This window comes from Parabacteroides distasonis, assembly GCF_004793765.1.
Classification (GTDB): domain Bacteria; phylum Bacteroidota; class Bacteroidia; order Bacteroidales; family Tannerellaceae; genus Parabacteroides; species Parabacteroides distasonis_A.
On sequence record NZ_SRYM01000039.1, the window covers coordinates 1 to 25,096 of the forward strand.

A 25,096-nucleotide genomic window follows, 5' to 3' on the forward strand; every position below is an offset into this window, starting at 1 on the left:
AACTAAATTTCAACAATTTCAAAGTACTCTTTCCGATTTTAATGGGACATCAATGATTCTTGATAGTATCCAAGCGAGACGGGAGCGTGGTAGAGGAGATTAAGATTCCTTTCGAGAAAAAGGTGTCGCAAGTATTGTTCGACGAAAAGGGCATAGGTATGGTTAATAACCCTTGTATCGTTTCTTACGGGGATCGTTGGCTACTTACGGAGCCATCTTGCGATACGGTCTACACCTATTCGTCCACCGAGGGATTAAAGCCTTTTATCGTAAGGACTCCCTCTATTCAATCCATGAGCCCGGAGATCTTTCTTTTTCCGGGTGTGGTTACGGATCGTTATTGTTTTATGCAGACCGTAAAGAAAGAGTTGAACTTGGCGATGATGGATACTTACTATCGGTTGATGAGAACCGATTTGGTGTACGACAGGGAAACAAAGGAAGTGTCCGAGTATGTTCTGTATAACGATGATTTCACGAAAGAGGTATCGATCGCCAACCTCGTGGACGAGATTTTCGACCTCACGGTCTTCAATAACGACGAGATTGCCTTCACGTGGCGGATAAATACCCCCGAACTTGTCGAGGCCTATCAAGAAGGACACCTCAAAGGCAAGTTAAAGGAGATCGCCGCAGGTATGCACGAGGAGGACAACCCGGTGATCATGGTGGCGAAGTATAAGCAATAATGAGAAAATTCTCATTATCTTTGCGCTCATATAATAATCAGAGATAGAAAATGCCATTAAATTTACAAAAGAACTTACCGGCTATCGAGCTGCTGAAGAAGGAACATATCTTTGTGATGGATTCCTTGCGCGCGTCGGAGCAGGATATCCGCCCCCTTCGGGTAGTCGTATTGAATTTGATGCCCCTTAAGATAACGACCGAGACGGACTTGGTTCGCCTCCTCAGTAATACACCCTTGCAAGTGGAACTTGATTTCATGAAGATCAAGGGACATACGCCGAAGAATACGCCCATCGAGCATATGCAAGAATTTTATAAGGATTTCGATGAGATGGCAGATGATTTCTACGACGGGATGATCGTGACGGGCGCTCCCGTGGAGCAGATGCCTTTCGAGGAGGTAAGCTATTGGGAGGAGATCATGCAGATATTCGATTGGGCCCGTACGCATGTTACCTCCACGCTCTATATCTGTTGGGCGGCGCAAGCGGGGCTATACCATTTCTATGGGGTGCCTAAATATGATTTGCCGGCCAAGATGTTTGGTGTCTTCCGTCATTCGCTCCGGGAACCGTTTGTCCCGATCTTCCGGGGGTTCGATGACGAGTTCTTCGTGCCTCATAGCCGTCATACCGAGATTCGCCGGGAGGATATCATGAAGGTACCTGAGCTCACCTTATTGTCCGAGAGCGAGGAGTCCGGCGTCTATATGGCGATGGCTCGTGGCGGACGGGAATTCTTCATCACCGGCCATTCCGAGTATTCGCCCTATACGCTGAATGATGAGTATATGCGTGATTTGGGGAAGGGATTGCCCATCAACAAGCCTCGTAATTATTACCGGAATAACGATCCGGCGCAAGGTCCGGTGGTACGTTGGCGGGGGCATGCGAACCTGCTGTTCACCAATTGGCTGAACTATTACGTATACCAAGAGACCCCGTTCCGCCGGGAAGATATCAAAAAACTAGGAAGCTTGTAAATGAGAAAAGAACCTCGTTCGATAGAACTGTTATCTCCCGCTAAGGATCTGATTTGCGGCAGGGAGGCGATTAACCATGGTGCCGATGCCGTGTATATCGGTGCCCCGAAGTTTGGAGCCCGTGCCGCCGCCGGTAATACGCTGGACGATATACGGCAGCTTTGCGATTACGCCCATCTCTATTCGGCTCGTATTTACGTGGCCTTGAATACCATCTTGAAAGAAGAGGAGCTGGCCGAGGCCGAGCAAATGATCTGGCAGCTTTACGAGGCCGGGGCGGATGCCTTGATCGTTCAAGACATGGGTATCACCCAGTTGAACCTTCCGCCCATCCCCTTGCATGCCAGTACGCAAACGGATAACCGTACGCCGGAGAAGGTGAGATTCCTGCAAGAGGTCGGTTTCACGCAAGTCGTATTGGCAAGGGAGCTATCGCTGAACCAGATACGGGAGATCGCCGAGCGAACGACCGTGCCTCTGGAGGTTTTCGTGCACGGGGCGTTGTGCGTAAGCTATAGCGGCCAGTGTTACCTGAGCGCCGCCTTGAGCGGACGAAGTGCCAATCGGGGGGAATGCGCCCAGTATTGCCGCCTGCCTTATAGCTTGATCGACGCGGATGGGAGGGAGATCGTATCGGGTAAGCATCTCTTATCCTTGAAGGACATGAACCGGGGGGAATACTTGGAGGAGCTGTTGGATGCCGGTGTCTCTTCCTTGAAGGTCGAGGGTCGTTTGAAGGATGTATCTTACGTGAAAAACGTAACGGCTTGGTACCGGAAGAAACTGGACGCTATCTTGGCCCGTCGGCCCGAATACCGTCGTGCCTCGGCCGGGCATAGTACTTACACGTTCCAGCCTGTGGCGGAGAAAAGCTTCAACCGAGGGTTCACGCCTTTTTTATGGAAAGAGCGCACGAAGGATATCACCAGCTTTGATACGCCTAAGTCCTTGGGGGAACCGGTGGGTACGGTGAAAGAACTGAAAGGAAACTCTTTCACGATCGCCGGACTGAAACAATTGAATAATGGCGACGGGCTTACCTTCTTCAACGAGAAAGGGGAGTTGGAGGGTTTCCGGGTAAACCGTGTGGAGGCGAACCGGATCTTTACGCTGGATCGTCCGGCGATCCGTCCGAAGATGCCTTTGTACCGGAATTTCGATCAAGAATTTGATAAACTGCTATCCAAGCCATCCGCCGAGCGGAAACTCTCTGTCCGGATGGAATTTCAAGATAACGCCTTTGGTTTCACGTTGGGTATGACGGACGAGACAGGAGCCCGTATCATGCTTACCCGGCCGTTCGAGAAAGAACCGGCCCGGCGGGATCAGGCAGAGAATATCCGTACCCAGCTCTCTAAGTTGGGAAATACGCCTTTTGAGGCGGCGGAGGTCAACGTGGCTATGTCCGATAACTGGTTTGTCCCTTCTTCTTTATTGGCCAAGATGCGTAGGCAAGGGGTGGAGAGGCTTATCTCTACCCGGCGGATTCGTTACCGCAGGGAAGAGGCTCGTCCGGTAAAGCCGTGTGTAGGTGAGACTCTGGAAATCTCTTTCCCAGAGAAATGTCTGACCTATTTAGGGAATGTCTCCAATAGCAAGGCTGGTGCCTTTTATAAGGCGCATGGCGTGACTGCCGTGGAAGACGCTTTCGAGTTGTCTCCCCGGAAGGATGTCCCTTTGATGTTCACGAAACATTGCCTGCGGTACAGTATGGGATGGTGTCCTACTTACCAGAAGCAGAAGTCTCCTTATAAGGAGCCTTACTTCCTGCGCTATAAGGAAACGCTCTTGCGTTTACGCTTCGACTGCAAGAATTGCCAGATGTTGGTCTATGCGGAGGAACAACCAGCTTTGTAACTACTTAATCCGATAAATAAAACAGGTATGAAACGACAAATTTTCTCGCTGTTCCTGCTCTTGCTCATGTTGGTAGCTTGTGGGGATAAGCCTTTGGACCCGAATAAACCCGTATATGTGAAAATCAAGACGACGATGGGAGACGTCACCGTCCTGCTATACGACGACACGCCTCTTCACCGGGATAACTTCATAAAGCTCTGCCAGTCGAACGAGTATGAGGGCATGCTTTTCCACCGTGTTATCAAGGAGTTTGTCGTGCAAGGAGGTGATCCGGAGAGTAAGGCGCATGAACCGGGTGCCTTGTATGGGGATGGCGATGGTGGCTATACCGTTCCCGCTGAGATATTGCCCAATCATTTTAATAAGAAAGGCGCTTTGATCGATGCGAAAGAGATCGATGCCGTGAATCCGGCACGTGCTTCCGCCGGTACGCAGTTCTGTTTTGTGCAAGGGAAAGTCTTGGACGACAAGGAGCTTGCGGAGAAAGAGGCCCGTATCAACGAGATCCGCCGCAACTGGTTGTACTATAAATTCCGGGATGAGCTGAAAAAGCAAGATCCTTCCTTGGCCGCCGATTCCTTGGAGAATGAGTTACATGCCCGTGCGTCCATCTTAGTGGAAGATACGTTGGCGGTATTAGGCTCGGTAATAATCCCGGCCGAACGGCGTGAGATTTATAAGACGATCGGTGGCGTTCCGCATCTGGATGGCTCGGTAACGATCTTTGGCGAGGTAGTGGAAGGTTTCGATATCGTAGAGAAGATCTCCCAGGTAAAGACGGATAAGAACGATCGTCCTTTACACGACGTGATGATTAAATCGACGAAGGTTTTCCAGAAATAATAACAATGCCCATTCTAAGGTGATACGGATGCCTATTGTAAGCTCCTTAGAATGGGCATCGTAAGCACTTTAGAATGGGCATTGTTAAAACTACCGTATAACTCTTGTTATACGAGGCTCATCGCTAGCTTGTTATACTGAAAGTATCATCGATCATATTTGGCTCTCGAGCCATTCCAGATACTTCTTTACTCCCTCCGCATCTTCCGCCTCGGGGCTCCAAGGCGCTAGGTTCTCTGGTGCTAGCGGTGCGAACGGCCCTTGCTTTATCTCATAAATAACCGATCCGGATTCCACTACCAGAAGGCCGTGCCATGTCCCGGCCTTGATCTCCGCTCCATAAGCACCTTCCTTTGGATTCAGTATCGTTTTCTCCGTGATATTTCCTTCCTCGTCAAACAAGAATACCACTACCTTCCCACGTAGCAACAAGAAGATCTCGTCTTTCGCCGGATTCAAATGCCGGTGCGGACGTAGATACGTACCGAGCTCCATGGCATTCAGTAACCGATTGATCGGATCATCCAATCTCTCATGGAAATTATAGTTCATTCGCAGGCGGGGAGACTGCAAGGCCTTGGCTTGGGTCTCGTCGAGTAATTGTTCGTTGATTATCTTCATCGCTCTCTTTTATTTTTAGGAACGAATGTACGAAATATTTGTGAAAGGATATCCGGAAGATAGAGAATAATAAGATGGGGGTGCGGGTAAACTAAGATGGATTTGGTCTTTTTAGTCCAAGAGGTGAAATGTTTATATCATATGTGTTCTTTAAATAGAATAGTCTCGATAACCTGCAAAAAGAATCTTGCAGGTTAAACGAGACCTTCCATTTTTTATCTTTTCTGATAGCTTAATTAATAAGCTCTCTCCAATAACCAAGCGTCTTGGAAATTAGGAGCGTATTTCGCCTTGATGGCGTTACGGCTATCGGCAGCGTCCGCTTTATTGTCGAAGCTAGCGACGATCACACGCAACATACCTTGCTCGTTCTCGCCCAACACTGCGTTGTAACCATCATTCTGCATACGTTCTTTTAATGCGTAAGCATTTGTCCTGTTTTTGAAACTACCAACAACAACACTATAACGTTTCAGACGGCTCGCGTCCTCACCTTGAGCGGCGTTGATCTTTTCCGTACGAGTGGTAGCCGTAGAGGTTCTGGGCTTTGAGACAGGAGCTACCTCGACAACTTCTTCCTCTTGTTCTACAACCTCAACAGGAGCTGTCGACTCTTTTTCTTTGGCCTGTTCGTAAGCAGCCTTGTACGCGCTCTGTTTAGGTTTACATGAGCCGAGTGCTAATACCATACATACAGCGGCTCCAAATAACCAAATTTTATTCATACTGTTCAATTCTTATAATTAGTAACGCAAAGATATAAATTATATTTAGTACTTTCGCACTCAAATTGTAATATATTATAACGGCATGAATAAATCTATCGGAACAATGATTATGGCAACATCCCTACTGTTAGGTGCTTGCGATCCGGCTACGGATGTGAACGTGAAGGAGACCGGCGATAAGAACCTTATCGGGAAGTCGGACATCCGGGTCAAAGACGGTCGCATGACCCCGGAGGCTTTGTGGGCCATGGGACGCATCGGCGGTATGAACGTATCTCCGGATGGGAAAAAAGTGGTGTATACGGTGGCGTACTATAGTGTACCGGAAAACAAGAGCAATCGCGAGGTCTTCGTGATGAACGCCGACGGATCGGATAATAAGCAAATCACGAAAACCGGATTCGCTGAGAACGAGGCCGTATGGATCAAAGGAGGAACCAAGATCGCTTTCTTATGTAACGAGAGTGGTAGCAGCCAGCTTTGGGAGATGAATCCGGATGGGACAGACCGTAAGCGACTTTCCGATTATGATAAGGATATCGAGGGTTTCACTTTCTCTCCCGATGAGAAAAAGGTCTTGTTTATCTCGCAAGTGAAAACCGTGAACAGTACCGCTGATAAATATCCGGATTTGGATAAGGCGACAGGGGTTATCATTACGGATTTAATGTACAAGCATTGGGATGAGTGGGTGACTACCGTTCCGCATCCTTTTGTCGCCGATTTTGATGGCAAATCGATCAGCAATCCTGTGGATGTAATGGAGGGCGAGTTGTTTGAGAGCCCGATGAAGCCGTTTGGCGGTATCGAGCAATTGGCTTGGAACACTACCTCGGACAAGATTGCCTATACCAGTCGCAAAAAGACGGGTAAAGAATATGCGATCTCCACGAATTCGGATATTTATGTATACGATCTGAATACGAAGCAAACGACCAATATAACGGAAGAAAACAAGGGATATGATACGAATCCCACTTATTCTCCGGACGGAAAGAGTATCGCTTGGCTAAGTATGGAAAGGGATGGTTACGAGGCGGATCAAAATCGCTTGATGGTAATGAATCTGGAGACGGGTGAGAGAACATTCGTAAGCAAGGATTTTGACTCCAACGTGGACTCTTACTGCTGGAGCGCTGATTGCAAGCGTATTTATTTCACGGGCGTTTGGCATGGCGAGTCTCAGGTTTATCAGATTGATTTGGTTAATGGCAATAAGATTACCCCGCTGACCGAAGGTATGTACGATTACGCCTCTGTCGCTCTTTTGGGCGATAAGCTGATCGCTCAACGTCATTCCATGAGCATGGGAGACGAGATCTATTCGATAGATTTGACAGGGGATCATACGGTAACTCAACTTACATTCGAGAACAAACATATTTACGACCAGCTTACGATGGGTAAGGTAGAGGAGCGTTGGATGAAGACGACGGATGGCAAGCAGATGCTAACGTGGGTTATCTATCCGCCTCAGTTCGATCCGAATAAGAAGTATCCTACCTTGTTGTTCTGTGAGGGTGGTCCGCAAAGCCCTGTGAGCCAGTTCTGGTCTTACCGCTGGAATTTTCAGATCATGGCGGCTAATGACTATATTATCGTGGCACCGAACCGTCGGGGTCTTCCCGGATTTGGCTTGGAATGGAATGAGGCTGTCAGCGGCGATTATGGCGGACAATGCATGAGAGATTATTTCACTGCTATTGATGAGGTAGCCAAGGAACCGTATGTGAATAAGGATCGCTTGGGCTGTGTAGGCGCCAGCTTCGGTGGATTCTCCGTATATTGGTTGGCAGGTCATCATGATAAACGTTTCAAGGCGTTTATCGCCCACGATGGTATCTTTAATATGGAAATGCAGTATTTGGAAACGGAAGAGATGTGGTTCGCCAATTGGGATATGGGTGGAGCGTACTGGGAAAAGCAGAACGCTACGGCTCAACGTACTTTCGCGAACTCTCCGCATAAGTTCGTGGACAAATGGGATACGCCTATCCTTTGTATCCATGGAGAGAAGGATTACCGGATCTTGGCTAATCAAGGTATGGCAGCGTTTAACGCTGCGGTTCTTCGGGGCGTACCGGCCGAGTTGCTGATTTATCCGGATGAGAACCATTGGGTATTGAAGCCCCAGAATGGTGTTCTATGGCAACGTACATTTTTTGAGTGGTTGGATATGTGGTTGAAGAAATAAAATTTGAAGGCCGTCCCCAAGGTGTTATAGCTTTGATGGACGGCCTTCTTTTCTAAACGCAATAACAAACTAAGCGATAGTAATATCCTTATTCAAATAGATATCTTGAATTGAATGAAGTAACTCCACGCCGTCTTTCATCGGACATTGGAACGCCTTTCTTCCGCTAATCAGCCCCATGCCACCCGCACGTTTGTTTATGACAGCGGTGATGACAGCGTCTTTAAGATCTGAGGCGCCGTGAGATTCCCCGCCGGAGTTGATGAGCCCGACACGTCCCATATAATTATTGGCTACTTGGTAACGGCAGAGGTCGATCGGATGTTCTGTCGTTAGCTCTGTGTACATCTTTTGATTGATCTTTCCAAAATTAATGGCAGTGAAACCTCCGTTGTTCTCCGGGAGCTTCTGCTTGATGATATCGGCTTTGATCGTGACGCCAAGGTATTAGCCTGTCCGGTCAAATCGGCTGCCGCGGAATAGTCTATGCCATCCTTTTTAAAAGAGTTGTTTCGTAAATAGCACCATAATACGGTCGCCATACCTAGTTCATGGGCATACTCGAATGCGTCGGCAATCTCGACTAGCTGACGTCGGCTTTGTTCTGAACCGAAATAGATCGTGGCCCCGACAGCTACGGCACCCATATTCCATGCTTCCTTCACCGTACCGAATACGATTTGATTGTAAGAATTCGGATAAGTAAGAAGCTCATTATGATTTAGTTTAACTAAGAATGGAATCTTATGGGCATATTTTCGTGCGACTGACCCTAGTATCCCGAACGTAGAAGCGACAGCGTTGCATCCCCCCTCGATCGCTAATTTTACGATATTCTCCGGATCGAAGTAAATGGGGTTAGGGGCGAAGGAAGATCCTGCGGTATGTTCGATGTCCTGATCTACCGGGAGGATAGAGACGTATCCGGTGTTTGCTAATCTTCCGTGTCCCAACAAGATTTGCAGGCTATTGAGAGTCTGTATATTTCTATCAGAATTGATCCATACGTCGTCTACGTAAGTTGGCGATGGAAGATGAAGCAGCGATTTATGAATAGTTTTACATACGTGATTTAAATAATAATCACTTTTGTCTCCTAATAAACTAATAATCTTGGATGTATCCATATAAATAAATATTTACTAACTAAACAATCGCAGTCAAAAATAAGTTCCATAGTTTTTATCGATTAATACATAGAATTAATCTATTGATGAATTATGGTAGTATCGGATAGTTTGGTTAATTTTGTGCCATACAACCAATAAAAATTTTGCGATATATGAAAAAGAAATGGATTTGCACAGTATGTGGTTATGTACACGAAGGTGATGAGGCTCCTGAGTTCTGCCCTCAATGTAAACAACCGAAAAGCAAATTTAAAGAATTAGTAGAGACAGAAGGTGCGTTGCAATTCGTTGACGAGCATGTACTAGGTGTTGCTAAAGGTGTAGACCCTGTGATTTTGGAAGGTTTGAACGCTCACTTTATGGGAGAATGTACCGAAGTTGGTATGTATTTGGCCATGAGCCGTCAAGCGGACCGTGAGGGTTATCCTGAGGTAGCAGAGGCATTCAAGCGTTACGCTTGGGAAGAGGCTGAGCACGCTGCTAAGTTTGCGGAGCTTCTTGGTGACGTTGTTTGGGATACGAAGACTAACTTGAAAAAGCGTATGGAAGCTGAGGCTGGCGCATGCGAGGACAAGAAACGTATCGCTACATTGGCTAAACAACAGAATTTGGATGCGATCCATGATACCGTACATGAGATGTGCAAAGACGAGGCACGTCATGGCAAAGGATTTGAAGGTTTATATAATCGTTATTTCAAGTAATTTAGAGGTATTAGTTATATGTTTTAAAGAGGGGCGTTCTGTGAAGAATGCCCTTTTTGTATTTGATAAAGTAATTTTAGCCTTTCAAGAGAATAACGATACTATATTTTATGTACTTTTGTACACGTCAACCACAAGGAAAGATGCCGGAGTGGTCGAACGGGCCGCACTCGAAATGCGGTGAGCGGGTAACCGCTCCCTGGGTTCGAATCCCTGTCTCTCCGCTGAACTAACCGGACAATACCGGACAGTAAGCAGACAAGTCCCACAAATTCAATGATTTGTGGGACTTTTTTATCCCCTTGTGTCTGCCTTAAAGTACACCTTTTCGCCCCTAAAAGACAAAGTTCGTAACCTAACTCGTACCCCCGACAAACAAAAACGGAAAGGGGGTACAGATTGTCCGAAATTGGCGAAGTCCTGTCGCTATTTGGCTTGCCTGCATAGAACTCATTTTTAGAGAATTACAATAGTTTTGCAACTTAAAAAGTGAGTTATGAAATCGACATTCAACATTTGCTTTTACGCAAAGAAAGACAAGCAGAAAGCCAACGGTGCGTACCCCCTTTTTGCCCGTATTACAGTGGACGGCGTGGCGAGCCGTTTTAACACCAAGTTGGACGTGCTGCCCTCTATTTGGGACGGCAAAATGGGCAAGGCTACCGGACGTACTGCGGAAGCCAGCCGCATAAACCGTATGCTGGATGATATAAACGCATCCTTGAACACCATTTACCACGAAATGCAGCGGCGTGACAACTACGTGACCGCCGAGAAAGTGAAGAACGAGTTTTTAGGTCATAGCGAGAGCCACGAAACAATCCTTACCCTGTTCCAAAAGCACAATGACGATGTGAAGCAATTGGTCGGCATATCCAAGACGATAGCGACCTACCGTAAGTATGAAGTCACTCGCCGACACCTTGCCGAGTTCATTCAAAGCAAGTACAACGTATCGGACATATCCATTAAGGAGATTACCCCGATGTTCATTACCGATTTTGAGTTATACTTGCGTACTGCTTGCAAGTGTGGTTATAACACCACCGCCAAGTTCATGCAGTTCTTCAAGCGCATCATCATCATTGCCCGCAACAATGGCATACTGGTGAACGACCCGTTTGCCAATTATAAAATCCGGTTGGAAAAAGTGGACAGGGGCTATCTGACAGAAGACGAGATTAAAATTATCCTTAAAAAGAAAATGGTTTCCGAACGGCTGGAACAAGTCAGGGACTTGTTCATCTTTGCCTGCTTCACCGGACTTGCCTATATAGATGTAGCCGGGCTTACCCAAGACAACATTCGCAAATCCTTTGACGGCAACCTTTGGATAATGACAAAGCGGCAAAAGACGAATACGGACGTTAATGTACCATTGCTGGATATTCCCAAGATGATTTTGAAGAAGTACAAGGGCAAGTTACCGAACGGCAAGATACTTCCCATAATCAGCAATCAGAAGCTAAATGCCTACTTGAAAGAGATTGCCGATGTATGCGGAATTAAAAAGAACCTGACATTCCACCTTGCAAGACATAGCATATTTTCTTTCTCACTAAAACACAAGTGTTTACGAATTTTTGCAGTTTAGTAGGTAACGATTTAGAAACGAAACTTTGTCTTTTACCGTACTTTTGAAGTCTTGGAAGCTGGACTTTCGGGCAATAAAAAAAGCCACAAATCATTGATTTGTAGCTTTTTGTCCGCTTACTGACCATTTCTGTCCAGTAAGTTCAGCGGAGAGGGAGGCTCCAGAACCTACGCTTTCAGAAAATATCATAAAATTGCAAATCACTGATAATCATATATTATCTACAATGAAGAGTAAATCTAAATCTTTCTAAATGCCTTTTGCTATTTCAATTTTTGGGTGTATATTTGGGTGTAGAATTTCAAACGTACCCAATTATGAATATCAAACGTAACATCATTTTTGCATTGGAGAGCCGGAAGAAGAACGGTGTGCCAATCGTAGAGAACGTGCCTATCCGTATGCGTGTCATATACGCAAGCCAACGCATCGAGTTTACAACAGGCTACCGGATTGACGTAGCCAAATGGGATGCCGACAAACAACGGGTAAAGAACGGATGCACCAACAAGCTGAAACAAAGCGCATCCGAAATCAATGCAGACTTGCTGAAATACTATGCCGAAATGCAAAACGTATTCAAGGAGTTTGAGGTGCAGGAAACCATACCTACCACCCAGCAGCTAAAGGATGCATTCAATCTGCGGATGAAAGACAGCAGTGAAGAACAACAGGAAGAAGTACAGATTAGTTTTTGGGAAGTGTTTGATGAGTTTGTAAAAGAGTGTGGCAACCAGAATAATTGGACGACATCCACCTATGAGAAATTTGCAGCGGTAAGAAATCACCTCAAAGAATTCAAGGAAGATGTAACCTTTGAATACTTCAACGAGTTCGGGCTGAACGAGTATGTTAATTTCTTGCGTGATAAAAAGGACATGAGAAACAGCACTATTGGCAAACAGATGGGGTTTCTCAAATGGTTCCTGCGTTGGAGCTTCAAAAAAGGGCATCATCAGAACATTGCATACGACGCATTCAAGCCCAAATTGAAAACAATCCCTAAAAAGGTAATATTCCTGACATGGGATGAACTGAACAAGCTGAAAGATTATCAAATACCGCATGACAAGCAGTATTTGGAACGTGTCAGGGATGTCTTTCTGTTCTGTTGCTTCACGAGCTTACGATATTCGGATGTCCGTAACTTGAAAAGAAGTGATATTAAGCCCGACCACATTGAAGTCACCACAGTCAAGACTGCGGACAGCCTGATAATCGAACTGAACGACCACAGCAAAGCCATTCTTGAAAAATACAAGGATGTTCATTTCGAGAACCACATGGCATTGCCCGTCATCAGTAATCAGAAGATGAACGATTATCTGAAAGAACTGGGTGAACTGGCGGAAATCAACGAGCCTGTACGGGAAACCTACTACAAGGGAAATGAGCGCATAGATGAAGTCACACCCAAATACGCATTGTTAAGTACCCATGCCGGAAGAAAGACTTTCATCTGTAATGCGTTGGCACTCGGAATTCCGGCGCCGGTGGTTATGAAATGGACTGGACACAGTGATTACAAAGCCATGAAGCCCTACATTGATATAGCGGATGACATCAGAGCAAACGCCATGAACAAGTTTAATCAACTATAAAAGTATCAATTAGTTTCATGGATTACCACCATTGAAGTATATTTGTATTCTGAAAATATCATAAGATGAGCAACAACGGACATAACATAGAAAAGACGAATTTTGATGCATTTATAAATGCTGTCGGTTCGGAAATACAACAGGCGCAAGTACGGCTGATTACCGCTGCCAATGCGCAAATGTTGTTCCATTACTGGAAAATGGGCAACTATATTCTCTATCATCAGCAACTGCACGGATGGGGAAGCAAAACCATCAAACAGTTGGCAAAGGCTATCCGGCTGAATTTCCCTGAAAAGAAAGGCTATTCAGAACGCAACCTTACCTATATGTGTCAGTTTGCAAGAACATATCCATTGAGAGCATTGCAGAATTTCATTGATACGGATGCAAGACTGTCTGTTCCAAACATACAGAATGTAACAAATGAAGTATTAAAACTGAACGACAAGCAATTTGCGCAGGAACTTACTGCGCAAATACAATCCGTTGATTGTCAGTCTTTAGAATTTACGCAGGAAACTCCTGCGCAAATTCAGGACGTAGAGAAAACCGTTTCTGCCATTTACAGAATGGGAATTAGGGAGATAGAAAAAATTTTCTTGAACTCCCCTGTCGCCAGAATAAACTGGGCAAGCCAAATGGTTATACTTGATGGCTCGTTACCGTTAGGCATAGGATATTGGTACATGAAACAGTCCGTGGAAATGGGCTGGAGCAGTAATGTTCTTAAAATACAAATTGAGACCAACTTATATAGCAGACAAATCAGCAACAACAAGGTAAACAATTTCACAGCCACGCTTCCTGCACCGCAAAGCGACCTTGCCAATTACCTGTTGAAAGACCCGTACATCTTTGATTTGGCTGGAACGAAGGAAAAGGCGGACGAAAGGGACATAGAAGAACAACTGGTTAAGCACGTCACCCGTTACTTGCTGGAAATGGGCAATGGCTTTGCCTTTGTTGCCCGACAAAAACACTTTCAAATTGGTAACAGCGATTTCTATGCAGACTTGATTCTGTATTCCATCCCCCTGCACGCATACATCGTAGTGGAATTGAAAGCGACCCCATTCAAACCGGAGTATGCGGGGCAACTGAACTTCTACATCAATGTGGTGGATGACAAACTGAGGGGAGAGAATGACAACAAGACTATCGGGTTGTTGCTGTGCAAGGGGAAAGACGAAGTTGTAGCGCAATACGCATTGACAGGCTACGACCAGCCGATAGGCATCAGCGATTACCAACTGAGCAAGGCTATACCTGAAAACTTAAAATCGGCTCTGCCAAGTATAGAAGAAGTGGAGGAAGAACTGACTTCCCTTCTTGATAAAGATAAGAATCCATAAACCAAGCGTATATGGCAGGAGAAATACAGATTATGATTCCCCAATACGGCGAACTCAACCGGATATACAGCGACTTTATAGTCAGCCATACTTTCTCTTTTGACAAGCAGAAATTCATCACGGACTTCTATAAGCAATACAATGACACAAAAGCTTTTGAAGCCGCCATCCTTGAACTGGTGCTTGACAAACAGAAAGAAAAATATACTCTGATTCTCAACAGTCTGAGAACCGAGATAGAGAAAAACATACTCATTTATGAAAAACATCCATTGTTTGATGATGAGATAATTTCTCGTGTGTGCTACAACTTTGCCGACAGATATGACGCTGATATAAAGGCACAATTGGAGGTTACACAAAAATTAAGCAAGCCTTTGAATGAAGCGTATAACAGGTATGATTCCATTGGCTACAGGGAACATACGGCAGCAGAAGAAAAGCAAGCCGAGAAGGAGTATGAACGCTGCAAGGCTGAATATGAGAATGAAAAAGAAGAACTGGACAGGCTTTATGAATTGGAACGGCAGGCAAGGAAGGAAGCTTTCCAATATATTGAGAACCGTTGCGGAGATATTTATAAACTGAGTTTCCATTTTATGGAAATATTGGCAAAATATATTCCCGTAGCAAAAGACAAGCCGGATGAGCCGAACAAGCAAGAGACACAACAGGATGTATCAAAGGAGCGACCCGAATATTTCAATGCAGAATTACTTTCGCTTATTCATAAAGCCTGTGTGGGGGAACAGTTTGAAGATATTTCAACGCAGGACTTCTATGCCAACATGAACCTGTACCCCGGTGAAAAGGGACTAAAAATCAAGGCACGAGAAAAAATACGGGTGTGTTACCTGATATTCCTGATGAGTGAAAGACTGCCCAAACAAGACAGAGATAAATGGAAAAATATAATCCTGAAACAGTTGGATATTGACGAGAACTACTACAAGTCAAAGTACAAGGAACCGGTGTCGGATTTTCCAAGTGACAGTAACCAGAAATTCGCCAAAGAAATGGACGCAATATTCCGATAATCCGTGATACACCCTGATATTTTACGAAATTACCACTTTTACCACTCAAATTAATTTTTGAGTGGTATTTTTATTATCTGATATTCAGAGAAATAATAAAATATTCCATTTACGCTAACCACATCCTTACCACTCACGCCCCTATCTAATTTTGCATCGTTCGAGAACAGAAATAACAGCCAGTGCGCAGGGCTGATTGTTTAACGGCTAAATAGATTGAACGATGACAAATCTTCAAGAGTTATTATTAAAACCCGTCTGGCAGATGACAGGCGAAGAGTTCATATTCCTGAGCAAGCACGCTTCCGGTCAAACGGAAACGCAACCACGACCCGTTACGGACACAGAAAGAAAGTATGTGTACGGAATACTGGGCATAGCCAAACTGTTCGGGTGCAGCCTGCCAACCGCCAACCGCATCAAGAAAAGCGGAAAGATTGACAAAGCCATCACCCAGATAGGACGCAAGATTATCGTGGATGTGGAGCTTGCCCTTGAACTGGCAGGAAAGAAAACCGGAGGACGGAAATAATGGGAGGAATAGCTATGGACTATATGAAAGAATTTAAGGACATATCGGCAGAAGAAGCCGTAATCCTTTGGCAAGCCTCACGTTTGAGTCTGTCGAAAAGTTATGAGAAAGCACCTGAAATCCTCAAAGTGCATGGTTCTGTCATTGGGACATTGGGCAATTTCAGCGCATCCATCGGCAAAGCCAAAAGTAAAAAGACATTCAATGTTTCGGCTATTGTAGCCGCTGCATTGAAGAACGGCACAGTGTTGCGGTATGTAGCGGAACTCTCCGACGGGAAGCGGAAAGTGCTTTATGTTGATACGGAGCAAAGTCCTTATCATTGCCTGAAAGTCATGAAACGCATTTTACGGATGGCTGACTTGCCTGATGACAGGGATAATGAGAACCTTGAGTTTCTCGCCTTGAGAAAATACACACCTGAACAGCGTATCAGGATTGTCGAACAGGCTATCTATAATACGCCCGACATTGGTCTTGTAATCATAGACGGCATCCGTGACATGGTATATGACATCAACAGCCCCGGCGAATCCACACGCATCATATCCAAACTGATGCAGTGGACGGACGACAGGCAGATACACATCCATACGATACTGCATCAGAACAAAGGGGATGAGAATGCGAGAGGGCATATCGGCACGGAGTTGAACAATAAGGCGGAAACCGTATTGCTTGTGGAAAAGGACAAGAGCAACAGAGATATAAGCAATGTTTCAGCCATGCACATCCGTGCAATGGATTTCGAGCCTTTTGCCTTTCGCATCAACGACAGTGCCTTGCCCGAACTCATAGAGGGTTACAAACCCGAAGCGAAGAAACCGGGAAGACCAGAAGAGGAAAAGTTCGACCCTTACAGACATATCACCGAACAGCAGCACCGTATCGCATTGGAAGCCGTTTTCGGGCTGAAAGAGGAATACGGTTACAAGGAACTGGAAGATGCTTTAATCAAAAGCTATACGTCAATAGGTGTAAAACTGAACCATCAAAAGGCGGTACCGCTCATCACCATGCTTCGCAACAAACGGATGATAGTGCAGGAGAACGGCAGAAAATACACATTCATGCCCGACTTCCACTATTAACCCGTTACCTGCAATCGCTTCACTTTATTCTGTGGGTCTATATATTAAGGATAAAGCGAAGTGATGCAAGGAATGGATAAACCGCTTCACTTTATTGCCGTACTCTATATATATGACAATTTAGTGAAGTGGTTATATAGACCGTACTTCTTAAAATGGTACGGGCGAAAAGAAAAATAAATCAATTCACTAACTACTCAAACAATTATCTTATGGATATACAGACAGCCAAGCAAATCAGGATAGCGGATTATCTGCACAGTTTGGGATATTCTCCCGTCAAACAACAGGGTATCAACCTATGGTATAAATCACCGTTAAGGGAAGAAACCGAAGCCTCGTTCAAGGTAAATACCGAGCGCAACCAATGGTATGATTTTGCACTCGGCAAAGGCGGCGGCATCATCGAACTGGCTTCACACTTATATGCTACCGACCATATACCTTATATATTGGAACGCATAGCGGAACAGACACCACATATCCGTCCTGATTCTTTCTCTTTTGGCAAGCAGTCATCTTCCGAGCCACGTTTTCAACAACTGGAGATTGTACCGCTTTCTTCTCCTGCCCTGCTCTCCTATTTGCAGGAAAGGGGAATAAACACGGAACTGGCGAAAAGAGAATGCCGCGAAGCTCATTTCACCAACAACGGCAAACGGTATTTCGCCATTGCCTTTCCAAACATATCGGGCGGCTATGAGATTCGTAACCGTTATTTCAAGGGCTGCATCGCCCCAAAGGAAATCTCCCATATCAGACAGTCGGGGAAAGCAAGGAATACCTGTTATGTGTTCGAGGGATTCATGGACTATCTTTCATTTCTTACTTTGAGATTGGAGAATTGCCCGAAATTTTCCGAGCTGGACAGACAGGATTATATGGTATTGAACTCCGTATCGAATGTGAGCAAGACCCTCTATCCGTTGGGTAGCTACGAGCGCATCCATTGTTTCTTTGACAATGACCGTGCAGGGATGGAAGCACTCCGGCAAATTCGTATGGAATACGGCAGGGATTTATACATCCGTGACGCTTCGCAAACCTACAGCGGGTGCAAGGACTTGAACGAATACTTACAGGAACAGGCTGAAAGAAACAGGCAAGTCCAATCCGTAAAAGGGACGCACAATCGGCAACCGAAAAAGAAGAATGGCTTTCGGTTATAGCCCACTATAACTACACGCTCCGCTTTCGTAGTTGTGGGCTCTCCCGAGGGGATTAGGGCTTTGCCCTAATGACCCACTCAGGGCGTTCACCCCTGAGAACCCCGAGCAAAGAGTGACCCTCTCTTTGCAATCACCGCTTATGGGTTGCACCCCTAAGAACCCCACTGCGGAAGCGAACAAAGCAATCTAATGTAAACAAAAAAACTATGGCAACAAAATCAAGCATACATATCAAGCCTTGCAACATCGCATCGAGCGAGGCACACAACCGAAGGACTGCCGAGTATATACGAAACATCGGGATGTCCAAAATCTATGTTGTGTCCGAACTTTCTGCCGACAACGAACAATGGATAAACCCGAACTTCGGCACTCCCGAACTGCAAACGCACTACGACAATATCAAACGGATGGTCAAGGAAAAGACCGGACGTGCCATGCAGGAAAAAGAGCGGGAACGCAAAGGAAAAAATGGTAAAATAATCAAGGTGGCAGGATGTTCCCCCATTCGTGAGGGTGTACTGCTCATCAGACCGGAAACCACACTGGCTGATGTGCGTGAATTTGGCGAAGAGTGCCAAAGACGCTGGGGCATCACGCCACTCCAAATATTCCTGCATAAGGATGAGGGGCATTGGCTGGGTGGAAAACCTGACACAGAAGACAAGGAGAGTTTCCAAGTGGGTGGAAAATGGTTCAAGCCGAATTATCATGCCCATATTGTTTTTGACTGGATGAACCACGATACAGGAAAGAGCCGCAAACTCAATGACGAGGATATGGCAGCAATGCAGACTTTGGCATCAGACATTCTAATGATGGAACGTGGGCAATCAAAAAATGTTACTGGCAAAGAACATCTGGAACGCAATGACTTCATCATTGAAAAACAGAAAGCCGAACTGCAACGCATAGATGCTGCAAAGCGGCATAAAGAACAACAGGTGGAACTTGCCGAACAGGAACTCAAACAGGTAAAATTGGAGATACGCACCGACAAGCTCAAAAGCGCAGCCACCGATGCTGCCACAGCCATAGCAAGCGGTGTAGGTTCTCTTTTCGGCAGCGGAAAACTGAAAGAGCTGGAGCATAGCAATGTGGAACTGCATCAGGAGATTGCCAAACGGAACAAAAGCATTGACGATTTAAAAGTCCGTATGCAACAGATGCAGGAACAGCATGGCAAACAGATTCGTAATCTTCAAGGAGTGCATAATCAAGAGCTTGAAGCCAAAGACAAGGAAATATCACGATTGAATACCATTCTTGAAAAGGCGTTCAACTGGTTCCCTTTACTCAAAGAGATGTTGAAAATGGAAAAACTCTGCTATGCCATCGGATTTACCAAAGATATGGTAAACAGTCTTTTGACAAAAAAGGAAGCAATCAGATGCAATGGAAAAATCTATTCTGAAGAGCATAGGCGAAGATTTGAAATCAAGAATGATATTTTCAAGATTGAGAAAAGTTCGGTTGATAATAATAAACTGGTGCTTACAATAAACAGGCAACCGATAGGCGAATGGTTCAAAGAGCAATGGGAGAAACTTCGGCAAGGTTTACGACAATCAGCGGAAGAACCAAGAAAAAGTAGAGGATTCAAGTTATAATTCCGTTCTATATAATGCAAAACATCAATAAAATAACTAATTTTGCATTCGGATAGGGAGCAACTCTTTCCAATACATAAGAAAAAAGAAGCGTTATGCTCATCAAGTATTTGGAAACGTAGGAAATTTTCAAATTGCATACTCAGATGGCATAGTGGTTCTCACGCATATAGCGTGGGCTGCTATTACTACATCTGTATGCAAGGTTTCCTACGACCTCCGAATAAAGAAGTGGCATTGCAGTCCGCGCTTTTGTATTTTAATAACCTGCCCTGTTGGACTGATGGGCAAAAAGAAAAACGATATGGAACAAAAATTCTGTCAAAGCTGCGGTATGCCGCTAACAAACGAAATCCTCGGTACGAATACCGATGGCACACTCAATGAAGATTATTGCATCTACTGCTACAAAGATGGCAAGTTTGCGCAGGATATGACTATGGAGCAGATGATTGACCACTGCGCCCAATTCACTGATGAGATAAACAAGCAGTCAGGACAGAACTTGACACAGGAACAGGCTAAAGACATGATGCGTCAATTCTTCCCTCACCTTAAACGCTGGAAAAAATAGACTCGTTATGTTTATTGCAATTCTCACATACAAAAAGCCGTTGAGCGAGGTTGATAACTATCTGAGTGCGCACCGTGAATATCTCGCCAAACATTATGCCATCGGAGATTTCATAACATCTGGGCCACAGATCCCTCGCATTGGTGGCGTGATAATGATAAAAGCCAACAACCGTGAAGCGGTTGATGCTATTATTTCCGAAGATCCGTTCTACATCAACGGCATCGCCGATTATCAGATAGTGAAGTTTTCTCCGACAATGTTTGCCAACGATTCGTTAAAATCATTTCTGGAATGAAAGTAATCGGTATTAACGGTAGCGCACGGAAAAATGGCAATACGGCAATCTTAATCCGCACAATATTTGAGGAACTGAATAAGAAAGGCGTTGAAACCGAGCTTATTCAGTTGGCAGATGTCGATATAGAGCCGTGCCGTGCTTGCTTCGCCTGCAAAGGCAAGGACAACTGTGTGTTCCGTAAAGATGGTTTTGCCGAGGTATTCAGTAAAATGGTGGAAGCCGACGGAATAATACTCGGCTCTTCGGTCTATTCAGCCGATGTTTCATCCCGGATGAAAGCATTGTTGGACAGGGGTGGTGTTGTAGCAGCCACTAACCCCGGAATTCTTAAACATAAAGTAGGCGTGGCGGTTGCCGCTGTGCGCCGTGCCGGAGGCATGACATCCGTTGATACCATGAATCATTTCTTTCTCAATAAAGAAATGATTGTCATAGGCTCGATTTATTGGAATATGGTATATGGGCGAGAAATCGGCGATGTACTTAACGATGACGAAGGTATTGCCAATATGCGCAACCTCGGTCAGAATATGGCTTCAATTATGTCTAAATTAAATTCGTGAGATTATGTCATATTTCAATCGAAAACATATAATTAACTATACGAAAAGAAAAAAATCAATGAAACTGCAGATTAAATCATTCATTGCTATCGCAATTTTATCGGGAGTAATCGCAACAGGATGTTCTGGTAATAAAAAGAACAGTGCCAATGTCGCAGAAAGCACAACTTTGAAAACAATGGCGGATGCAGACATTCGGGGACAATGGTACATAGAAAACATAGTCTTCAATGATTCGGATTATGTCCGCCCGGACGAAACTATGCACAGTCTTCGCCAATATATCATTTTTGAAGACAGCACATATTTCATCCAGACAAACTGCAACACAATCTCGGGGCCTTACACCATTACAGGTGATTCAATCACTTTTGGCGACGGAGCAATGACCGAGATGGCTTGCGACGACATGGCGGTCGAAGACGCCTTGCGCAGGATTCTACCGGATATATCCACAATAGATCTTCAAAACGATTCGGTAGTCAGACTGAATGGGGCCACACCTGCAGAATGTATCCTGCTTCGTAAAGCGACCGAAATAAAATGATGACCCCAATATAAAATATTTGTGATATTATGCCATACATATCAGTTGAGAGCGGAGCATTGACCTCCGAGCAAAAGAAAGAACTTATCGAACGACTGACAGCAACAGCCGCCGAGATAACCCATATCCCGGAACAGTTCTTCACCGTCACCATCAAGGAATTGCCAGATGAGAACTTCGGCATAGGCGGCAAGTCGATAGACGAAATCAAACGCAACTATATTGGAAAGGAACATTAGAAATGGCATTTGACTATAAAAAAGAGTATAAAGCTTTATATATGCCTGAATCCACACCGGCAGTCGTTGATGTGCCTGTCATGAAATTCATCGCTGTAAATGGTGCAGGCAACCCCAATGACCCTGACGGCGAATATCAGAAGGCTCTTGGCATGCTATATCCGGTGGCTTATGCCATAAAGATGAGTTATAAGACCGATTACCATATTGACGGGTTCTTTGAATATGTTGTGCCGCCGCTTGAAGGCTTGTGGTGGACAGACAATGCCATAGGTGATTTTACCCACAAATCCGCCTTCAAATGGACAGCAATGATACGTGTCCCTGATTTTGTTGACAACAATGATGTTGAATGGGCGAAAGCAGAGGTGCTGAAAAAGAAAAGACTTGACTGTTCCGCCCTTTTCCTCATGACTTTTGAGGAAGGTCTATGCGTACAGAGTATGCACATCGGGGCGTATGATACCGAGCCTGCAACACTTGCCGTGATTGACCGATTTATAAAAACAGGTGGTTATATCAAGGATATTAATTCCTCCCGTCGTCATCACGAGATATATCTTTCCGATCCGAGGAAAACCAGTCCCGATAAGATGAAGACGGTTCTAAGAATCCCCATTGCAAAGCACGAATGAATCTACAGCTACGACCATACAAATCAGCTGATGCCAATATAATCACTACTTGGCTTAAAAGCGAATATCTTATGCGCCAATGGTGCGCTGACCGATATGAGCGTTATCCCGTCACTCCAGATGATATGAACTCTTATCATCAGCAATACATTGACGGACATAACTCTATTGCTCTGACTATGGTTGACGGTGAAGAGATTGTCGGGTATATTACTCTACGCACTCCGGCAGATGATTTATCCGAACAACGTCTTGGTTTTGTTATTGTTGATGACTCAAAGCGTGGCAAAGGATTGGGAAAAACTCTTGTCAGCATGGCGGTTGATTATGCATTCTGCAAACTCGAAGCCACAAAAGTGTCATTGGGCGTGTTTGAAAACAATCCGGCTGCAATACGTTGTTATGAATCGGTTGGATTCCATCGTGTTGGCAGACAAGAAACTGAGAGTTACAGATGTCTTGGTGAAACATGGAATTGTATTGAAATGGAATACCAGAATAATATTACAATACGCACAATTGAATCAGACGAAGCAATGCTCTTGACAGAATTCCTTTATGAAGCCATATATCAGCCGGCAGGAAGTCAGAAAGTGCCTCGTACAGTATTGCAACAACCCATGATATGGGCGTATGTAAAAGATTTCGGCAAATTGCCGGATGACATATGTCTGGTGGCTGTCGTTGACGGTCTGATTGTCGGGGCGGCATGGTCGAGGCTCGGCTGTTCATACGGCAAGATTGATGACACAACGCCTGAATTTGCAATCTCCGTATATCCCGAATACCGAGGAAAAGGCATTGGCACAAGGCTTCTTTCTTCCTTATTGGATGCTATTCATAAAATAGGATATGGAACAGTCTCATTGTCAGTCGATAAATCCAATTATGCTGTGGGAATGTATCTTAAAGCCGGTTTTGAAATATTGGAAGAAAGAGAACATGATTATATAATGGTTAAACGCTGGAATAATGAGTGAAATTCGACATATTTCATACGACAGTACCTACCTAAACAAGCAGATGGCACTCGCGGTCTATCTTCCTGATGAATATAAATATGGCAGTAAATTCCCTGTATTGTATTTTCTGCATGGAAGAAGTGGTGATGAGTCTTTTATTGAGCAGTTAGGTTTGGCACAATTGACAGATTCACTGATTGCCGCATCCAAAATAGAACCGATGATAATCGTTTGTCCACGAATGGATAATAGCCGTGGTCTGAACTCAGCCAAGATTGCACGTCAGGAAAAGATAGGTAATAATGTGATAGATGTCGGTAGATATGAGGATTATTTTATCCAAGAAATTATTCCATATATTGATGGGAATTTCAATACAATAGCCTCTCGAAAGGGAAGATATGTAGGAGGGTGTTCTGCCGGAGGATTTGCAGCAATCCATTACGGCTTAAAATACCCCGAACTATTTTCCAGGATAGGTGGACATATGCCTGCTATAGAAACTGAACTTGCCCTATCGGATATTCCCTATTATGGGAACGAACACAGTTTTCATAAAAACAATCCTCTGGAGTTCGAGCGATTTGAAAAGCTACATCAAAAGCAAGAGTGGTTTCTTGATGCAGGGGATGAAGATGAGGGTGGTTTCAACAATGCGGTGGAATCATTGTCCAAGAAATTAATATCACATGGAATCTGCGTCGAGCATCATATATCGCCCGGACATCATAATCTTCAATATGTCAAAAGCAATATTTGGAAATACTTAATCTTTTACGGAAACAGGATATGAACGAGTTCAAACAATTAGGTTCACATACGGATTTTACCGCTAATAATTGTATACTGCTATGGAAAGTCGCAAAGTAATCATAACTTGGATTGCCGTTACAGTAGCAGTGATGTTCGCATTGCCGTTTGCTGTGGCAGGATTCGCGTCGGAATGTTCGGGAATGGCTTTGTGTATGATATTGTTTCATGACTTCATAAGGTAATTGGAAATGGAAAGAATGGGTCAGTCCGAAAACCATGTGGGTGATTAATCGTAAACGATGAGTTATAATACTGGTACCCAATCAAGCGGTTGTCTGACATACTTAATTTATAATGCCTTAAAAGAATCTGTATTCTTACATTGCAATATTGGAATTTTTTCAAAATATTATGTCCACAGGGTTTTCGGACTGATCCGAAAGAATCACTGATCAATGCATAGTCGCTCGGCAGTTTTCTTAAATAATACAAAAACACCCGATTTTACATTCTTGGGTGTAAAATCGGGTGTTCATTTTACAATTTGCTGATTTTCAGCGTTTATTGCGGAGAGAGAGGGTTATGAACCTACTCTCCAATATCCTTGAAATTCAATTTCTTATCAGTATGTCAAAGCCTTAGGGGGTACAACTTAGGTTACAAGAATAACGCTTTTCTGTCACCTTTTGGCTGTTCGTTGTCTGCCTAAAACTACGGTTCAAAGATACGGCTTTCTTTTGACATATGCAAATCATTGAAAATAAATCTTATGCGGTTAGTG

General features: G+C 44.6%; 23 protein-coding genes, 1 tRNA gene and 2 pseudogenes. 23 read left to right on the plus strand and 3 right to left on the minus strand.

What is annotated here, in order from left to right; translation table 11 throughout:
* Positions 1–86: 86 nt before the first annotated feature.
* Genes E5342_RS12860 through E5342_RS12875 form a run of 4 tightly spaced genes read left to right on the plus strand, consistent with a single transcriptional unit; the run spans position 87 to position 4,375 of the window.
* On the plus strand, positions 87–689 hold the full coding sequence (locus E5342_RS12860; RefSeq protein WP_246867108.1) for a hypothetical protein: 603 nt from the start codon (positions 87–89) through the stop codon (positions 687–689).
* Positions 690–739: 50 nt separating this feature from the next.
* A complete protein-coding gene (gene metA / locus E5342_RS12865; RefSeq protein WP_121737460.1) occupies positions 740–1,672 on the plus strand; it encodes a homoserine O-acetyltransferase MetA in 933 nt (310 codons plus the stop codon).
* Entirely contained in the window at positions 1,673–3,529 is a 1,857-nt protein-coding gene (locus E5342_RS12870) for a peptidase U32 family protein (RefSeq protein WP_121737459.1), read from the plus strand.
* Positions 3,530–3,556: 27 nt separating this feature from the next.
* Positions 3,557–4,375 (plus strand): peptidylprolyl isomerase, encoded by an 819-nt coding sequence (locus E5342_RS12875; protein WP_135959515.1) that lies wholly within the window; start codon positions 3,557–3,559, stop codon positions 4,373–4,375.
* 153 nt (positions 4,376–4,528) lie between these two features.
* Here E5342_RS12875 and E5342_RS12880 read toward each other — a convergent pair whose 3' ends face one another.
* Positions 4,529–4,996: a WbuC family cupin fold metalloprotein gene (locus tag E5342_RS12880; RefSeq protein WP_135959516.1), complete on the minus strand. Its 468-nt coding sequence runs from the start codon at positions 4,994–4,996 to the stop codon at positions 4,529–4,531.
* Between the two features lie 236 nt (positions 4,997–5,232).
* Positions 5,233–5,721, minus strand: coding sequence for an SPOR domain-containing protein (locus tag E5342_RS12885; RefSeq protein WP_121737013.1), 489 nt, complete (start codon positions 5,719–5,721; stop codon positions 5,233–5,235).
* An 85-nt stretch (positions 5,722–5,806) separates the two neighbouring features.
* Here E5342_RS12885 and E5342_RS12890 point away from each other — a divergent pair, with 85 nt between their 5' ends.
* Complete coding sequence (locus E5342_RS12890; protein WP_210434969.1) at positions 5,807–7,918, plus strand: alpha/beta hydrolase family protein; 2,112 nt, start codon at positions 5,807–5,809, stop codon at positions 7,916–7,918.
* Between the two features lie 69 nt (positions 7,919–7,987).
* Here E5342_RS12890 and E5342_RS12895 read toward each other — a convergent pair.
* Positions 7,988–9,045 (minus strand): annotated as a pseudogene (locus tag E5342_RS12895) (class I fructose-bisphosphate aldolase).
* Between the two features lie 155 nt (positions 9,046–9,200).
* Between E5342_RS12895 and E5342_RS12900 the strand changes: the two are divergent.
* From E5342_RS12900 to E5342_RS12990, 18 genes and pseudogenes are all read left to right on the plus strand, one after another.
* A complete protein-coding gene (locus E5342_RS12900) occupies positions 9,201–9,752 on the plus strand; it encodes an NADH peroxidase (protein WP_005856013.1) in 552 nt (183 codons plus the stop codon).
* 137 nt (positions 9,753–9,889) lie between these two features.
* Positions 9,890–9,976 (plus strand) — tRNA-Ser (locus E5342_RS12905).
* Positions 9,977–10,248: 272 nt separating this feature from the next.
* A pseudogene (locus tag E5342_RS12910) lies at positions 10,249–11,295 on the plus strand (site-specific integrase); the annotation flags it as partial.
* 368 nt (positions 11,296–11,663) lie between these two features.
* A complete protein-coding gene (locus tag E5342_RS12915) occupies positions 11,664–12,947 on the plus strand; it encodes a site-specific integrase (RefSeq protein ID WP_008664955.1) in 1,284 nt (427 codons plus the stop codon).
* A 65-nt stretch (positions 12,948–13,012) separates the two neighbouring features.
* Positions 13,013–14,302 carry a PDDEXK nuclease domain-containing protein gene (locus E5342_RS12920; protein ID WP_008664958.1) on the plus strand — a complete coding sequence of 430 codons (1,290 nt, stop codon included), beginning with the start codon at positions 13,013–13,015 and terminating at the stop codon, positions 14,300–14,302.
* Between the two features lie 11 nt (positions 14,303–14,313).
* Entirely contained in the window at positions 14,314–15,339 is a 1,026-nt protein-coding gene (locus E5342_RS12925) for a hypothetical protein (protein WP_135959518.1), read from the plus strand.
* Positions 15,340–15,562: 223 nt separating this feature from the next.
* Positions 15,563–15,871 (plus strand): DUF3853 family protein, encoded by a 309-nt coding sequence (locus E5342_RS12930; RefSeq protein WP_008774214.1) that lies wholly within the window; start codon positions 15,563–15,565, stop codon positions 15,869–15,871.
* A gap of 14 nt (positions 15,872–15,885) precedes the next feature.
* A complete protein-coding gene (locus E5342_RS12935; protein WP_135959519.1) occupies positions 15,886–16,962 on the plus strand; it encodes an AAA family ATPase in 1,077 nt (358 codons plus the stop codon).
* 212 nt (positions 16,963–17,174) lie between these two features.
* Positions 17,175–18,131 (plus strand): toprim domain-containing protein, encoded by a 957-nt coding sequence (locus E5342_RS12940; RefSeq protein WP_057328867.1) that lies wholly within the window; start codon positions 17,175–17,177, stop codon positions 18,129–18,131.
* A 206-nt stretch (positions 18,132–18,337) separates the two neighbouring features.
* Positions 18,338–19,741 carry a mobilization protein gene (locus E5342_RS19390; RefSeq protein WP_168354487.1) on the plus strand — a complete coding sequence of 468 codons (1,404 nt, stop codon included), beginning with the start codon at positions 18,338–18,340 and terminating at the stop codon, positions 19,739–19,741.
* Between the two features lie 304 nt (positions 19,742–20,045).
* Positions 20,046–20,315, plus strand: a complete 270-nt coding sequence (locus E5342_RS12955; RefSeq protein WP_008664964.1) for a zinc ribbon domain-containing protein — start codon at positions 20,046–20,048, stop codon at positions 20,313–20,315.
* Positions 20,316–20,322: 7 nt separating this feature from the next.
* Positions 20,323–20,613 carry a YciI family protein gene (locus tag E5342_RS12960; RefSeq protein WP_008664965.1) on the plus strand — a complete coding sequence of 97 codons (291 nt, stop codon included), beginning with the start codon at positions 20,323–20,325 and terminating at the stop codon, positions 20,611–20,613.
* Positions 20,610–21,179, plus strand: coding sequence for a flavodoxin family protein (locus E5342_RS12965; protein WP_135959521.1), 570 nt, complete (start codon positions 20,610–20,612; stop codon positions 21,177–21,179). Before E5342_RS12960 ends, E5342_RS12965 begins: the two co-directional genes overlap by 4 nt.
* A gap of 58 nt (positions 21,180–21,237) precedes the next feature.
* Positions 21,238–21,726: an META domain-containing protein gene (locus E5342_RS12970; protein ID WP_168354270.1), complete on the plus strand. Its 489-nt coding sequence runs from the start codon at positions 21,238–21,240 to the stop codon at positions 21,724–21,726.
* A gap of 29 nt (positions 21,727–21,755) precedes the next feature.
* The gene (gene dmpI / locus E5342_RS12975) at positions 21,756–21,965 is read left to right on the plus strand and encodes a 4-oxalocrotonate tautomerase DmpI (RefSeq protein WP_008664971.1); all 210 of its coding nucleotides are present in this window, start codon (positions 21,756–21,758) and stop codon (positions 21,963–21,965) included.
* A gap of 2 nt (positions 21,966–21,967) precedes the next feature.
* On the plus strand, positions 21,968–22,600 hold the full coding sequence (locus E5342_RS12980; RefSeq protein ID WP_008664973.1) for a GyrI-like domain-containing protein: 633 nt from the start codon (positions 21,968–21,970) through the stop codon (positions 22,598–22,600).
* Complete coding sequence (locus E5342_RS12985; RefSeq protein WP_008664975.1) at positions 22,597–23,580, plus strand: GNAT family N-acetyltransferase; 984 nt, start codon at positions 22,597–22,599, stop codon at positions 23,578–23,580. The genes E5342_RS12980 and E5342_RS12985 overlap by 4 nt, the downstream gene beginning before the upstream one ends.
* The gene (locus E5342_RS12990; protein ID WP_008664978.1) at positions 23,573–24,355 is read left to right on the plus strand and encodes an alpha/beta hydrolase; all 783 of its coding nucleotides are present in this window, start codon (positions 23,573–23,575) and stop codon (positions 24,353–24,355) included. The genes E5342_RS12985 and E5342_RS12990 overlap by 8 nt, the downstream gene beginning before the upstream one ends.
* The last annotated feature ends 741 nt before the right edge of the window (positions 24,356–25,096 follow it).

Excerpts from the sequence above, each read along its gene's own strand:
- metA (WP_121737460.1), top strand. The coding sequence starts at position 740 with ATGCCATTAAATTTACAAAAGAACTTACCGGCTATCGAGCTGCTGAAG.
- E5342_RS12870 (WP_121737459.1), top strand. The coding sequence starts at position 1,673 with ATGAGAAAAGAACCTCGTTCGATAGAACTGTTATCTCCCGCTAAGGAT.
- E5342_RS12875 (WP_135959515.1), top strand. The coding sequence starts at position 3,557 with ATGAAACGACAAATTTTCTCGCTGTTCCTGCTCTTGCTCATGTTGGTA.
- E5342_RS12880 (WP_135959516.1), bottom strand. The coding sequence starts at position 4,996 with ATGAAGATAATCAACGAACAATTACTCGACGAGACCCAAGCCAAGGCC.
- E5342_RS12885 (WP_121737013.1), bottom strand. The coding sequence starts at position 5,721 with ATGAATAAAATTTGGTTATTTGGAGCCGCTGTATGTATGGTATTAGCA.
- E5342_RS12890 (WP_210434969.1), top strand. The coding sequence starts at position 5,807 with ATGAATAAATCTATCGGAACAATGATTATGGCAACATCCCTACTGTTA.
- E5342_RS12900 (WP_005856013.1), top strand. The coding sequence starts at position 9,201 with ATGAAAAAGAAATGGATTTGCACAGTATGTGGTTATGTACACGAAGGT.
- E5342_RS12915 (WP_008664955.1), top strand. The coding sequence starts at position 11,664 with ATGAATATCAAACGTAACATCATTTTTGCATTGGAGAGCCGGAAGAAG.
- E5342_RS12920 (WP_008664958.1), top strand. The coding sequence starts at position 13,013 with ATGAGCAACAACGGACATAACATAGAAAAGACGAATTTTGATGCATTT.
- E5342_RS12925 (WP_135959518.1), top strand. The coding sequence starts at position 14,314 with ATGGCAGGAGAAATACAGATTATGATTCCCCAATACGGCGAACTCAAC.
- E5342_RS12930 (WP_008774214.1), top strand. The coding sequence starts at position 15,563 with ATGACAAATCTTCAAGAGTTATTATTAAAACCCGTCTGGCAGATGACA.
- E5342_RS12935 (WP_135959519.1), top strand. The coding sequence starts at position 15,886 with ATGGACTATATGAAAGAATTTAAGGACATATCGGCAGAAGAAGCCGTA.
- E5342_RS12940 (WP_057328867.1), top strand. The coding sequence starts at position 17,175 with ATGGATATACAGACAGCCAAGCAAATCAGGATAGCGGATTATCTGCAC.
- E5342_RS19390 (WP_168354487.1), top strand. The coding sequence starts at position 18,338 with ATGGCAACAAAATCAAGCATACATATCAAGCCTTGCAACATCGCATCG.
- E5342_RS12955 (WP_008664964.1), top strand. The coding sequence starts at position 20,046 with ATGGAACAAAAATTCTGTCAAAGCTGCGGTATGCCGCTAACAAACGAA.
- E5342_RS12960 (WP_008664965.1), top strand. The coding sequence starts at position 20,323 with ATGTTTATTGCAATTCTCACATACAAAAAGCCGTTGAGCGAGGTTGAT.
- E5342_RS12965 (WP_135959521.1), top strand. The coding sequence starts at position 20,610 with ATGAAAGTAATCGGTATTAACGGTAGCGCACGGAAAAATGGCAATACG.
- E5342_RS12970 (WP_168354270.1), top strand. The coding sequence starts at position 21,238 with ATGAAACTGCAGATTAAATCATTCATTGCTATCGCAATTTTATCGGGA.
- dmpI (WP_008664971.1), top strand. The coding sequence starts at position 21,756 with ATGCCATACATATCAGTTGAGAGCGGAGCATTGACCTCCGAGCAAAAG.
- E5342_RS12980 (WP_008664973.1), top strand. The coding sequence starts at position 21,968 with ATGGCATTTGACTATAAAAAAGAGTATAAAGCTTTATATATGCCTGAA.
- E5342_RS12985 (WP_008664975.1), top strand. The coding sequence starts at position 22,597 with ATGAATCTACAGCTACGACCATACAAATCAGCTGATGCCAATATAATC.
- E5342_RS12990 (WP_008664978.1), top strand. The coding sequence starts at position 23,573 with ATGAGTGAAATTCGACATATTTCATACGACAGTACCTACCTAAACAAG.